Raw genomic sequence first — 12376 nt, 5'->3', positions numbered from 1 at the left:
TAGCATGTAACAACAGTCACAATTTGATATTATGTTTTTTTCCATAAAACCTTTAAAAAACTTCACTATTAATCAATCTTAAAAAGTCCTGTATAACATTTAGTTAGTTTTACTACATAACAATATTTGTAATGAGTGCGCGATATACTGAAATGAGAAAGCAATTAAGCATTTTGAGAAACCAATATGCCTTTTTACTTGCGGAAAACACCAAGATGAATACGCGATATACTGAAATGAGAAAGCAATTAAGCATTTTGAGAAAGCAATCAGTTATTTTGCTTGCGGAAAACACCAAAATGAGAAAGCAATATCCCATTTTGAGAAAGCAATCAGTTATTTTGCTTTCTCAAAACACTAAAATGAACAACTAAATTACACAAATGAGAAGTAATTTAGGTATATTGATAAAGCAATCTGCCTTTTTGCTTGGACAAAACACTAAAATCAATGCGCGAACTACTTAAATCAAAAAGCAAAATAGCCCTGATTTCCTAATCGCCGAGTATATTTGCTGAGATGTATGTTATTTTCCCATGATCATTTTTGCAGTTTCACAAAAACCTTCTCGTCTTTAATCTTGACTAAATACGACTGAAGCGAAATATCAGGTGCTGTTAAACATCTACCTGTCTCTAAACTGTACTGAAATCCGTGGGAAGGGCAGGTAATAATACCATTTTCAACTTTACCTTTTTCTAAGGGAGAGCCTAGATGACTGCAAGCATTGCGGTAACATGTTACCGTAACACCTTGACGATGTAAAATTAGTGAAGTACCAGCAAGTTGTACTGCCAATACATTAAATTCAGAAATTTGATCAATAGTCGCTACTTTGATCCAAGTAGAAGTTATTTTTGAAGAGAATGGGCTGATTAAACCAGAATTTGCGTTGTTAACAGTAAGGTTGTTGGTGACTGCAACTATTTTGGTAATTTCTGGACAATGGTTTTTGATTGCCTGTTCTACTCCTTGAGATAAAGTCAAAGTAGAAGCTGGACAACTGCTGCAAGTTCCGATTAATCTGACTTCTACTGTATCTGGTGGCTTAATTGCTACTAGTTCTACATCCCCATTATGGCTTTTTAAACCTGGGCGAACTTCTTCAAGTGCTGTCTCAATACGCTGTGCTAATGGTGGTTTTGGTGGTTTAACTAGTTCGTGATAAAGCAGCACTGCATACACTACTTCATCAGCAACAGCATGACGCAAAGCTGACATTGATTCTTGTTTGAGGCTTTTAATCAAATTAGTTAATGCAGCTTTATGCAAAGCCTCAATTGCTCTTTTAAGACCTACTGCTACACACCTTTGGCTTTCATCCCACTCGGATATAATCGCCTCAAAGCGGTTAATTTCCTGAACTAATTCTTCAAGGTTTGTCATTTGTCATTTGTCATTGGTCATTTGTCATTGGTTATTCATCAATGAGAATTCACTTCATTTTGAAATCTTTGAGGAGAAATGGCATAATCATGCCTGTCACTAAGCTAGATAATATTATTGGTAAGTAGAAGGGAATTGGGGCTTGTGCTAGTAATACTAGCAGTAAGAAACCTATAGCAATACCAATAGTAGTTTGCTTGACAAAATATACTGGATCGCGTAGTAGCTTTCCTTTAAAAAATAACTTGGCTGAAAACCATCCTATCTCTAACATGTTGTCTCCTAATAATTTGCCAATAAATTTAAAGCAGCAAGCCCTAAGAGGATGGCGGGAATTACACCCGCAGGAGCAAATAATGCACCAAGCATTGCTGAAAACTGATAACCTATATCTTTACCAGCTAACAGCATTCCGCCAATTGCACCGCCAACCATAGACAAGACTGCTGCTATGATTAACCACACAAATTCTGTTGCTATGTTCAAGTCGCCATCTGCTAAACTTGTGATAAAATCTATCACACTTGAATAGGTAAAAATATCTTTCATGCTGTTTTCTCCTGATTGTTAGGAATTAGGGGAGTGGGGAGATGAGGGAGAAAGAATAACTAACCTATTCCCTATTCCCTATTCTTTATTTCTGCTTCTACATCTTGTAGGGCTTGGGCGACTACCTCTGCTTGGGCAATTTGTTGGTATTTGGTAAATATTTCTAAAGCGTCTTGATAGTAGATCCGTGCTTGCAATAGATTGTTGGGATTACCAGCTTCTGGTTTTTCCTGGTCATCTGGTAAGTTGAATAGGGCGTTGGCTTTGTTAGAAATTGTGTTAGCGTACTCTAGGGGTGTATCTTTGACGTTACGCACTTTTAACGCTTCGTCATAAGCTGCGATCGCTCTTAAGTTATTCTCTACAGGATGGGAACTCACTAAATATTGCAAAGCGTTACCCAAATTGTTTTGCAACATCGCATATTCTCTGGGATGATCAATCAAATTAATATGCTTTAGTGCTACCTCAAATGATTGCACAGCCAAACCTTGACGCAAGTATTCCCGTTCTGATGCTAGGGGCATAGAAAGGTAAGCGATCGCAATATTGTTATATAAAATCGCGTATTCCTGGGGATAATCTTCCCAAGTAAACACCCGCAAAGCCTCATGATAAGCCTGGATGCTGTCGGTTATCCGCGCCAAATTGAACGGTACAAGCGACTGCAACACTAGCCCAAAATTCATCTGTGTCTCTGCTACTTCCTCTGGTGACGCTAATTGTTGTAAAATCGGTAACGCCTCTTCATAACCGACTTTCGCTTGCAGCAATAGTTGGTAATCACCATCCGGTATTGCCTGTAACGTCCCCGCCATACCTACTTTGGCCCTGGCTTTCAGTAGGGGGTACTCCTCACCACACATTTCATCAGCCCGGTAATATAACCCAACTGCATTTCGCAAGTCTTGGGCAGCTTTGGGCTTTTTTTGAAAACCCTGTGCTATCTCAAGAAGCATTTGGATTTTTTCCTCTGCTGTGGCTGACTCCGATGCAACAGCTGCTAAAGCAGCCTTCACTGCTGAATCTGTAATGCTGGGGATCATAACTCTGCCGTACTCTAGCCTATTGGGAATTGAGTCTGTCAACACCCATGAACGATTAAGACACGCTTGATGTGTCTAATCACGGGCCATACTGATTTACGCAGGCTTCGAGTCCTTTAGGCGGAATTCCCCTTTTTTGTCTGAGACTAGGATTAGTGACTAGGGAAAGAGTTGATCCCATGCCCAATGCCCAATCAATTTTTTTACTATAAAACACCCTATTTATAAAATTCTAGGGGGAAATTGCTAATATTAATGTCAGCTTTAAACACCTAATATTTTTAAAATACCTTTTGTATCATAATTTGAGACAATCCAAATATTTTTTATTGAATTATTGACATACATAATATTTAGTGTATTCCAAATAGTCGCCACGGGTAATCGAAGTGTAAAATATGTTCATCACCTGTAAAACAAGCTCCCTTGAAAACAGACAGTATATTTTATCGGATCTTTCAGAGTATCCCTAGCACTTTCTTTGAACTGATTAACCAACCGCCCCAGCTAGCTAGTGCTTACCAATTTTCTTCAGTCGAAGTCAAACAACTGGCGTTTAGAATCGATGGTGTCTTTCTCCCAAATGCACCAGAACTACCCATATATTTTGCCGAAGTACAATTTCAACCAGACAAAAAATTATACTCACGTTTGTTTACCGAAATTTTTAACTATCTTGACAAAACCGAATTAACCAACAATTGGCGTGGTGTTGTCATCTTCCCCAACCGCAGCGTTGATACTGGAGATACCGAAAGATATACAGAATTACTCAACTCACCACGAGTAAATCGCGTCTATCTTGATGAATTAAGCTCAATTGAGACATCATCACTCGGTATAGAGACAGTTAAATTAATCATCGAACCCGAATCAACTGCGACAACAAAAGCTATAGAAATAGTCAACAGCGTCCGAGAGCAAATTCCAGATGCCGTTACCATTAGAGAAATTATACAATTGATAGAGACGATATTAATCTACAAGTTGCCGCGATTGAGCCAAGAGGAGATCAAAAAAATGTTTGGAGCAAATGAGTTAAAGCAAACTAGATTTTATCAAGATGTTTTTGCAGAAGGTAAACAAGAAGGTCGGCAAGAAGGTTGGCAAGAAGGTCGGCAAGAAGGTTGGCAAGAAGGTAAACAAGAAGGTAAACAAGAAGGTAAACAAGAAGGTAAACAAGAAGGTCGGCAAGAAGTTAAATTAGAAACGATACCCCAGTTATTAGGGTTGGGATTGAGTATTGAGCAGGTAGCTCAAGTGTTAGGTTTAGACGAACAAGTTGTTAGGCAAGCTGCACAACCAAAATCTTAAAACAATTGATATACATCTGACGGGGCGCAAGACTTTGCACCCCGATATTTTGCTGTATTTGACTCAGTTATTGCATTCAAATCTAACGGATTAAGATACTCATTTTTATTTTTAGTATTTTTTATGTCTGTTATATCTGTAACATATTTAAAAGAGATAAACCTTTAAAATAATCTTAAAAAGCTTTTATTGTTAATGATTAATTCTTTTTTAATGGAAGTGAATTAAATACAAAAATATCTTAAGATTAAAAAATAAATATTGATAACCAGGTGAGACTTTACAAGCATTATCACCTACATCAAGCATGGGAAACAATACAAAAATACATAGCCGATGACTAACGTACTATGGCTACAGGGTGGTGCTTGTTCAGGTAACACCATGTCATTTCTCAACGCTGAAGAACCGACAGTCTGCGATTTAATTGCCGACTTTGGCATCAATTTACTTTGGCATCCTTCTTTGGGAGTGGAACTAGGCAACAACTTACAAACACTGCTGCAAGATTGCATTTCTGGCAAAATTCCTCTAGATATCTTGGTATTTGAAGGCAGTGTTGTTAACGCCCCCAACGGCACAGGTGAATGGAATCGGTTTGCCGATCGCGCCATGAAAGATTGGTTAAGAGACCTGGCCAAAGTTGCTAAATTTATCGTCGCCGTGGGAGACTGTGCCACATGGGGAGGAATTCCTGCCATGTCACCCAACCCCAGCGAGTCGGAAGGTTTGCAATTTCTCAAACGTCAAGAAGGCGGCTTTTTAGGGAAAGACTTTGTATCACAAGCGGGATTACCTGTAATTAATATACCTGGATGTCCTGCACATCCCGACTGGATTACGCAGATATTAGTAGCGATCGCTACTGGACGTATAGCAGATATTGCTTTTGACGAACTAAATCGTCCCCAAACCTTCTTCAACACTTATACCCAAACAGGTTGTACGCGCAACGTCCACTTTGCCTACAAAGCCTCAACCGCCGAATTTGGCCAGCGTAAAGGCTGCCTATTTTACGACTTGGGTTGTCGCGGTCCCATGACTCATTCCTCCTGCAACCGCATCTTATGGAATCGCGTCTCCTCCAAAACTCGCGCCGGAATGCCTTGTTTAGGTTGCACAGAACCAGAATTTCCCTTCTTTGACCTGAAACCAGGAACCGTATTCAAAACTCAAACAGTAATGGGAGTTCCCAAAGAATTACCGCCAGGGGTGAACAAAAAAGACTACGCCTTACTCACAATGGTTGCAAAAGATGCAGCACCACCTTGGGCTGAAGAAGACTTTTTTACAGTTTAGGAAATAGGGAATAGGGAATAAGGAATAGGGAATAGGGAATAGGTTTGTTATTCTTTCTCCCCCTGCTTCCTCATCTCCCTCATCTCCCTCATCTCCCCACTCCCCTCAACAATTAAAGGAGAAGATAATGGGAATTCAATCATTAGATATATCGCCCGTTGGTAGAGTTGAAGGCGATTTAGATGTGCGAGTCGATATTGAGAATGGGCGGGTAGTCAACGCCTGGACACACGCCGAATTATTTCGCGGATTTGAAGTTATCTTACGCGGTAAAGACCCCCAAGCCGGATTAATTGTCACGCCTCGCATTTGTGGCATTTGCGGCGGTTCTCACCTAACTTGTGCATCTTGGGCATTAGATACAGCTTGGGAAACAGAAGTTCCTCGCAACGCAATTTTAGCCAGAAATCTCGGTCAAATTGTCGAGACAATTCAAAGCATCCCCCGCTATTTTTATGGACTCTTTGCCATTGATTTAACCAATAAAAAATACCGCCATAGTCGCTTTTATGAAGAAGCAGTTAGACGTTTTGCTGCTTTCACAGGCAAATCTTACGAACTAGGCATCACAATTTCTGCTAAACCTGTAGAAATTTATGCACTATTGGGCGGACAATGGCCCCACAGCAGTTATATGGTGCCTGGTGGTGTGATGTGCGCCCCAACGCTTACAGACATTACCCGCGCTTGGGCGATTCTCGAATATTTCCGCACTAATTGGTTAGAACCGATATGGTTGGGTTGTTCTTTAGAACGCTATGAACAAATCCAAACTTATGATGACTTTAGAAATTGGTTGGATGAAGACCGAAATCATCGAGATTCCGACTTAGGTTTTTATTGGCGCATGGGTTTAGATATCGGTCTAGATAGATATGGCGTTGGTGTTGGAAAATATGTCACTTGGGGATATTTAGCCCATGAAGATAAATACCAAAAGCCGACTATTGAAGGACGGAATGCGGCGATGATTATGAAAAGTGGAGTGTATGATAGCTTCGCAGACACTCACGTTTTAATGGATCAGTCCTTTACCCGCGAGAATACAACTCACTCTTGGTACGATGAGGGAACGGCAGATATTCATCCAAGCGATCGCACTAGTAAACCCACTGCAATCAATACCAAAGACTTCGATAACGCCTACTCTTGGTCGAGTGCAGTCCTTCACAAAGACTTCGGACGCTTGGAAACTGGCCCCTTAGCGCGGCAATTAGTAGCTGGTGGTAAACATGGCGAATCTTGGCAACACTACGACGGCTTTATCCTTGATGTCTTCAAACGAATGGGTGGTGCTAGTATTCATGTGCGTCAGCTAGCACGAGTTCATGAACTTGTCAAGTTATATCGGCAAGCTGAACATTGTTTGCGCGAATTTAAATTAAACGACCCCTGGTATATTAAACCTACAGAAAAAGATGGCAAGGGATGGGGTGCAACGGAAGCAGCGCGGGGTTCCTTGTCTCACTGGGTAGAAGTGGAGGGCGGTAAGATTAAGAATTACCAAGTGATTGCCCCTGGTACTTGGAATATTGGCCCTCGTGATGGTGAAGGTATTCGCGGGCCGATTGAGGAAGCTTTAATTGGCACACCCATTTACGATTCTAGCGATCCGGTGGAAGTTGGTCATGTGGCGCGATCGTTTGATTCATGTTTGGTGTGTACAGTCCACGCCCATGATGCTAAGACGGGCGAAGAGTTAGCGCGTTTTCGGACAGCTTAATTCTCAAAATTCTTCCAGCTTTCTATCACCATTTTTTGTAGCTGTTCAAGACTGATTTAGTCGTCCTTAATGGCACTGCAAAACTTGAACAGCACTCAACTTTAGATCGGCAAATACCAGTGAAGCGATCGCATTATCTCCTAGATATACCTTCTCCTCATAAAAACCCTCTACCCATTCCAGAACTGTCACTCGCTGTTCTATCGGATCAACAATCCAATACTCAGCAATACCCCGCGCTGCATACTCAGATCGCTTGTAGCGATAATCACGACTGCTCTGATTTGGACTCACCACTTCAACCACCAATAAAGGCGGCGGCATCTCTGGCATCACCGTAGATCGTTTAGCCCCCTCCATCGCCGTCGCCAACTCTTCAGAAAACACCACTAAATCAGGAACGCGTACCCGTGAGCCAGTAGTCATAATTTCCGTTTTCATCGACAGCCGATAAGCAGGAATACCCAGTTGGACAAAGCAGACAAGGATAAACATGGCAATTCGTCGATTTATCTCACTCTCAGCCGTCATCAGAAGCAATTCTCCATCTTCAAACTCATAGAGAGCATCTGTACCATCGTCATAATTAAAGAACTCCTCAAGAGTCATATTCCCAGATGCAGCTTTATCTAATGTGATTGCCATAATCACCTTACCTTCTGGTAAAAACATCATAATTTTAATCTATTATCGCAATATCCCCTTGGCGATCGCGCCACCAACTCTTTTAATCTGGTAAAAATTTCGCAATCAACTAAAAATTTTAGACGGATTAGAGATTAGGGAGTAGAGATTAGGGAGCAAGCAGGGAAGCAGAGATTTTCTTCCCTATTCCCAATGCCATATTCCTAATGCCTTATATTCAAAAGTCGTAGCGTAACACACTAAAACTTATAGAAACAGTGCGTTAGGCTTGCGTTGATGCACTTCAACAAAACAGAAATTTACACGGTAAGCTTGTGTCTGATTTAGCGCTACATAATTATCTTCCTCGCGTTCCCGATGCCGCATTGCAAGAATTCATCGAATGGTGTGTTGTAGAACAGGCAAAAGCCGCAGAATGTAACTTTACTCCTGATAGAAGTAAGTTAGATAATTTGCCACCAGAAGACTACGTTCCTAAACTTGTCGAGCAGTTCATGAAAGTTAAACCAGACCCAATTAGAGCAGGTTTGGTAGCTGCGATCGCTGGTAAGGAAGCTGACAAACATGCTTTATCTGGTTTAGCGATCGCAGCCGACTTTGTATCTCTTTATATCAAGTATTTAATTCCTAAAGAAGGAAGTACTAGAGAACAGGCTGAAGAGTTATTAACTAAAGCATCACAACATCAGTATGACAAACTGACTGAAATTGCCAAGAAACATGGTGTAGAGTTCTAGTTTCTTACTGATAAACTATTTTTCAGAGGCTTTGTCTGTCCCATCAGTCAGAGCCTCGTATTTTGCAGATTATGGCAATAACTCGAAATAATCACAATTAGCAGAAGCTTGATGATGAGTTGTTCTTAATCTTATACCTTTACTATGACCTTAAGCTTTAAAGTATGTTTCAGTGCATTTATAGATACAGTGCAACGTGATATTGTGCTAGCTTTTCATCCTCCAAGCGATGCCTACGGCGGTAAACTACGCGCTTTAACTGAATTTGCAAGTGCTTAAACAATTAAATCTCATCCCATGCTCACTATTATCGGTTGTGGAAATCTCAATCGCAGTGATGACGCAGTGGGCGTAATCATTGCCCAACGCTTACAAAAATATCTAGCCGAACATCCTCACCCTAAAGTACGAGTATATGACTGTGGCACCGCAGGGATGGAAGTAATGTTTCAAGCTAGAGGTAGTAAAGAATTAATAATTATTGATGCAAGTTCAACAGGTTCTGAACCGGGTGCTGTGTTTAAAGTTCCAGGAAAAGAACTGGAAGCTTTGCCAGAACCTAGTTATAACTTGCACGATTTTCGTTGGGATAATGCTTTAGCCGCCGGACGAAAAATCTTTCAAAATGACTTTCCTGATCAGGTAACAGTTTATTTAATTGAAGCGGCAAATCTTGGTTTTGGACTGGAGTTAAGTCGTGCTATCAAACATTCTGCTAATGTAGTTTTTGAAGAACTAGCTGCACTTATCAGCCAAAACAATGAGTAGAAATTCCAAACTCCTAACTCCTAACTCCAAACTCCTAACACTCCTAACTCCTAACACTCCTAACTCCTAACTCCTAACTCCTAACTCCTAACTCCTAACTCCTAACACTCCTAACTCCTAACTCCTAACTCCTAACTCCTAACTCTTCTATCATGCCCAATCTCGATAAACAGAAAGTTCATCTACCCTCATTTCAAAAGGTACGACTTGACTCTCTGGCGGACAAACACGGATTTTCGCACTGCTGACAATTCCATATAATAATGTCCCCATTGGTACGATTTTTTGTAAAATACGCCAATTAGTAACTTGATCGGGACATTCAATTACCAATGTTAGAGCATTAGCATCGGTTGTGACATACCACCGACAATTAGATAGAAGATTTTGAATAGTGCGATCGCAAGCATCATAAAAATATCTACTAATAGAATATTCTAGTTGCTGCCGCAGTATAATATCTGCCGATGTTGGTTGTATAGGATGTGAGTCATCGCCATTGAAGTAATACATCTTTCTAGGCATCTCTATTTATTTTCCTGCTTATATTCCAATTACCATTCCATAAAGTACATCTTTATTTGTTTCTAAGAATTCTTGGGTTTCGTTATCATAATAAGCACCAATTCCACTACACTGAATTCCCAAATAATTACTAGTTAAATAAAGTCTCTGTCCAATAAAACCAGCTATTTGCATAGCAGTTTGATAGTTTAAATAATCTGACACAAAAAATAAAGTTACAGCGCTATCTCTAGCAATAGCCTGATTAATACATAAGTAACCCGTCTTTTCACTAAAATTACCTGTTTTAACCAGATACGTACCTTTATATAACCCAGGTGTTATTCCCTCTACTCGATGCACCACTGAGTAAATTTCTATCTCCTCATAGTTTTCTGTCGGTATTGACTGCTGAAGTTGTTGCACTATATATAAATAATCTTCTTGAGAAATAGACTCTTTCCGGAAACGTCTAATAGAACGTCTAGCCCAAACAACTTGATAAAATTTATCCTGATCAAAATCAAATTCAGGATACTCTAATTTCTGCTGACGACTCTTTTGTACAGCAGTTGCTTGATAGGCATCTTCAATAAATTGATTGGATTCAAAATAATCAGTACCACAGACAAAAGGAACTTTCAGCCTTAAACGTCTAATTTCCTTGTCTTGTAGTTCTCCTGACACCGCACAACCAGTAATAAACTCCTTATTCTCAAAACCCAAATCTGAATTGAGCGCAACTTTATCAAAGTCAAAAACTAGTTGTATATCTCGGTTGTGGAGAAAAGCTGAAGCTGCAACTGCACCTAAATGGTGTCCGCTATCTAAGAAGCAATATCTCATGCTTCTATTTTGATATTTCCAGCTAGACCTATAATAAACACAACTAATTAAAAAGATGAATCCGTTGATACTTTTTCCCGGTATAATATAATTCTCTAACCCATCATCAATTAATTCATAGATGAGAGTTAGACAATTATTCTCAACTTCTAGATGATATATACCATCTATCATTCCCTCAATGCCGCGAACCTGTACGTAAACTTCCGTAGGATACAAAGCGCCTGCTGATGGATTAATCCGTAATTTATAAAGGCCATCTTTATATACTTTTTCTAGTGTTATCGCACTGGTTAAGTAGATAAAATAATGAACAGGATTATTGAGATTTAATTTCACTCTCCGATAAAACTTTGGATAAACTTTAAATGAAGATGGCTGTGTTGAAGCATCTACATAATTTGGATCGACTTGTACCGATAAGTAAGAATGCTTGGTAGCGTCATGATAAGCTTTTCCTGATATATTACTTTGTGACATTTTTGAGTATCCTTAAAACTTCTACGTTGCTAGCAAAATCTCTTGCTTTATAATCGTCTAAGTTTTTCAAATATAAGTTAGGATGATGCTCTAAAAGTAACTTGACTACTTCCGTTTTTCCAGATGAAGCTGCATACATTAAAACAGTTGCACCGTTATCATTTTGGTTGTCAATGTTAATCTTGAAAGCCAGCAATAAATTAATTAAATCGTAGTGATTCCCAAAACAAGCAAACCACAAAGCATTGTTGCAATCGCTATTTCTAGCATTGATATCCGCACCTGCATCAATCAGTTCTTTAACGACTGGATACACTCCCTCTCTTGTAGCTTTCATCAAAGCTGTATCGCCATTTTCACCTGGCTGATTTAAATCCCCAGGATTATAGCCTTTCGCTATTAACCATTGCGTTGTTCCTTCACTCAAATCCTGGCTATTTACTTGACTCATAATTGTTCTTTAAGTGTTACAAAACTAAGTAATTTTCAAACATAAATTTGCTTGAAAAACTTAATGGCGGGTATTACCCACCATTATTTTAAAATGCTATACAGCTGGCTGAAGTCTAATAGTTTACCAAAGCAACTTTGCTAGATATTCAAAACTTTGGTAAAAAATCTTTCCCCACTCCCGATTTTCTGCCCTCAGCTAGCAATTCTGGGCTAGTCAAGTACTAAGTTGACTAGCAACAATTTAGCTTAGTTATATATTATCACTATGATAAGTTTGAATTATAAACCATTTCTAAAGATCCTTAGATATATCTAAAAAAATATTTAAATCCAATTAAAATGCAGCATTTATTACAATGTTATTTCACAATCTAGACTAATGGCAGATAGAATTTTTGTGTAAATATCACTAGTGTATTTTGGCGGAAGTTTGTCTATCTTTAACAAGTTCCTTAAGTTCATTGTCTTGTTAAAATTTGATGTCACGTTTCCATTAAATTTTGTGTTTAATAAAATAGAGGTATTGCAATGAGATTTCCTTTAAGTAGGTAGGCATAATTAAATACAAGATCAAACCTCACCCTCAATCCCTCTCCGTGAGTTCGGAGAGGGAAGCCGGATTGAGG

14 protein-coding genes are annotated in these 12376 nt (G+C 39.4%); 6 read left to right on the top strand and 8 right to left on the bottom strand.

All coding sequences use genetic code 11. The features are described 5' to 3' along the window. Positions 1 to 540 precede the first annotated feature (540 nt). The 4 genes from V7K73_RS10630 to V7K73_RS10615 all read right to left on the bottom strand — a co-directional run bounded on the left by V7K73_RS10630 (position 541) and on the right by V7K73_RS10615 (position 2981). Complete coding sequence (locus V7K73_RS10630; protein ID WP_334879681.1) at positions 541 to 1386, bottom strand: NifU family protein; 846 nt, start codon at positions 1384 to 1386, stop codon at positions 541 to 543. A gap of 49 nt (positions 1387 to 1435) precedes the next feature. After that, complete coding sequence (locus tag V7K73_RS10625; protein ID WP_229561040.1) at positions 1436 to 1660, bottom strand: hypothetical protein; 225 nt, start codon at positions 1658 to 1660, stop codon at positions 1436 to 1438. Positions 1661 to 1668: 8 nt separating this feature from the next. Next, positions 1669 to 1935, bottom strand: coding sequence for a hypothetical protein (locus V7K73_RS10620; protein WP_334879677.1), 267 nt, complete (start codon positions 1933 to 1935; stop codon positions 1669 to 1671). A gap of 71 nt (positions 1936 to 2006) precedes the next feature. Further along, entirely contained in the window at positions 2007 to 2981 is a 975-nt protein-coding gene (locus V7K73_RS10615) for a hypothetical protein (RefSeq protein WP_334879746.1), read from the bottom strand. Between the two features lie 426 nt (positions 2982 to 3407). Between V7K73_RS10615 and V7K73_RS10610 the strand changes: the two genes are divergently transcribed. The 3 genes from V7K73_RS10610 to V7K73_RS10600 all read left to right on the top strand — a co-directional run bounded on the left by V7K73_RS10610 (position 3408) and on the right by V7K73_RS10600 (position 7317). Beyond that, positions 3408 to 4295 (top strand): Rpn family recombination-promoting nuclease/putative transposase, encoded by an 888-nt coding sequence (locus tag V7K73_RS10610; RefSeq protein WP_334879675.1) that lies wholly within the window; start codon positions 3408 to 3410, stop codon positions 4293 to 4295. Positions 4296 to 4631: 336 nt separating this feature from the next. Beyond that, positions 4632 to 5594, top strand: a complete 963-nt coding sequence (locus tag V7K73_RS10605; RefSeq protein ID WP_334879673.1) for a hydrogenase small subunit — start codon at positions 4632 to 4634, stop codon at positions 5592 to 5594. Between the two features lie 127 nt (positions 5595 to 5721). Further along, positions 5722 to 7317: a nickel-dependent hydrogenase large subunit gene (locus tag V7K73_RS10600; protein ID WP_334879671.1), complete on the top strand. Its 1596-nt coding sequence runs from the start codon at positions 5722 to 5724 to the stop codon at positions 7315 to 7317. A gap of 66 nt (positions 7318 to 7383) precedes the next feature. Here the strand turns inward: V7K73_RS10600 and V7K73_RS10595 are convergent, their stop codons facing one another. Continuing rightward, positions 7384 to 7962, bottom strand: coding sequence for a Uma2 family endonuclease (locus V7K73_RS10595; RefSeq protein WP_334879669.1), 579 nt, complete (start codon positions 7960 to 7962; stop codon positions 7384 to 7386). A gap of 314 nt (positions 7963 to 8276) precedes the next feature. Here V7K73_RS10595 and V7K73_RS10590 point away from each other — a divergent pair, with 314 nt between their 5' ends. The 3 genes from V7K73_RS10590 to V7K73_RS10580 all read left to right on the top strand — a co-directional run bounded on the left by V7K73_RS10590 (position 8277) and on the right by V7K73_RS10580 (position 9467). Then, on the top strand, positions 8277 to 8699 hold the full coding sequence (locus V7K73_RS10590; RefSeq protein ID WP_334879667.1) for a hypothetical protein: 423 nt from the start codon (positions 8277 to 8279) through the stop codon (positions 8697 to 8699). Between the two features lie 144 nt (positions 8700 to 8843). Continuing rightward, positions 8844 to 8978 (top strand): hypothetical protein, encoded by a 135-nt coding sequence (locus V7K73_RS10585; protein ID WP_334879665.1) that lies wholly within the window; start codon positions 8844 to 8846, stop codon positions 8976 to 8978. Positions 8979 to 8996: 18 nt separating this feature from the next. After that, positions 8997 to 9467, top strand: coding sequence for a hydrogenase maturation protease (locus tag V7K73_RS10580; protein ID WP_334879663.1), 471 nt, complete (start codon positions 8997 to 8999; stop codon positions 9465 to 9467). 150 nt (positions 9468 to 9617) lie between these two features. Here the strand turns inward: V7K73_RS10580 and V7K73_RS10575 are convergent, their stop codons facing one another. Genes V7K73_RS10575 through V7K73_RS10565 form a run of 3 tightly spaced genes read right to left on the bottom strand, consistent with a single transcriptional unit; the run spans position 9618 to position 11748 of the window. Further along, on the bottom strand, positions 9618 to 9992 hold the full coding sequence (locus V7K73_RS10575; RefSeq protein ID WP_334879661.1) for a hypothetical protein: 375 nt from the start codon (positions 9990 to 9992) through the stop codon (positions 9618 to 9620). 18 nt (positions 9993 to 10010) lie between these two features. Continuing rightward, entirely contained in the window at positions 10011 to 11297 is a 1287-nt protein-coding gene (locus V7K73_RS10570; RefSeq protein WP_334879659.1) for a nitroreductase family protein, read from the bottom strand. Continuing rightward, positions 11284 to 11748 (bottom strand): ankyrin repeat domain-containing protein, encoded by a 465-nt coding sequence (locus V7K73_RS10565; protein WP_334879657.1) that lies wholly within the window; start codon positions 11746 to 11748, stop codon positions 11284 to 11286. The genes V7K73_RS10570 and V7K73_RS10565 overlap by 14 nt, the downstream gene beginning before the upstream one ends. Between the last annotated feature and the right edge of the window lie 628 nt (positions 11749 to 12376).

Source organism: Nostoc sp. (assembly GCF_036916975.1).
In the GTDB taxonomy this organism is placed as follows: Bacteria; Cyanobacteriota; Cyanobacteriia; order Cyanobacteriales; family Nostocaceae; genus Nostoc.
This window is presented reverse-complemented; position numbering and strand designations above follow the sequence as displayed.

Excerpts from the sequence above, each read along its gene's own strand:
- V7K73_RS10630 (WP_334879681.1), bottom strand. The coding sequence starts at position 1,386 with ATGACAAACCTTGAAGAATTAGTTCAGGAAATTAACCGCTTTGAGGCG.
- V7K73_RS10625 (WP_229561040.1), bottom strand. The coding sequence starts at position 1,660 with ATGTTAGAGATAGGATGGTTTTCAGCCAAGTTATTTTTTAAAGGAAAG.
- V7K73_RS10620 (WP_334879677.1), bottom strand. The coding sequence starts at position 1,935 with ATGAAAGATATTTTTACCTATTCAAGTGTGATAGATTTTATCACAAGT.
- V7K73_RS10615 (WP_334879746.1), bottom strand. The coding sequence starts at position 2,981 with ATGATCCCCAGCATTACAGATTCAGCAGTGAAGGCTGCTTTAGCAGCT.
- V7K73_RS10605 (WP_334879673.1), top strand. The coding sequence starts at position 4,632 with ATGACTAACGTACTATGGCTACAGGGTGGTGCTTGTTCAGGTAACACC.
- V7K73_RS10600 (WP_334879671.1), top strand. The coding sequence starts at position 5,722 with ATGGGAATTCAATCATTAGATATATCGCCCGTTGGTAGAGTTGAAGGC.
- V7K73_RS10595 (WP_334879669.1), bottom strand. The coding sequence starts at position 7,962 with ATGGCAATCACATTAGATAAAGCTGCATCTGGGAATATGACTCTTGAG.
- V7K73_RS10585 (WP_334879665.1), top strand. The coding sequence starts at position 8,844 with ATGACCTTAAGCTTTAAAGTATGTTTCAGTGCATTTATAGATACAGTG.
- V7K73_RS10580 (WP_334879663.1), top strand. The coding sequence starts at position 8,997 with ATGCTCACTATTATCGGTTGTGGAAATCTCAATCGCAGTGATGACGCA.
- V7K73_RS10575 (WP_334879661.1), bottom strand. The coding sequence starts at position 9,992 with ATGCCTAGAAAGATGTATTACTTCAATGGCGATGACTCACATCCTATA.
- V7K73_RS10570 (WP_334879659.1), bottom strand. The coding sequence starts at position 11,297 with ATGTCACAAAGTAATATATCAGGAAAAGCTTATCATGACGCTACCAAG.
- V7K73_RS10565 (WP_334879657.1), bottom strand. The coding sequence starts at position 11,748 with ATGAGTCAAGTAAATAGCCAGGATTTGAGTGAAGGAACAACGCAATGG.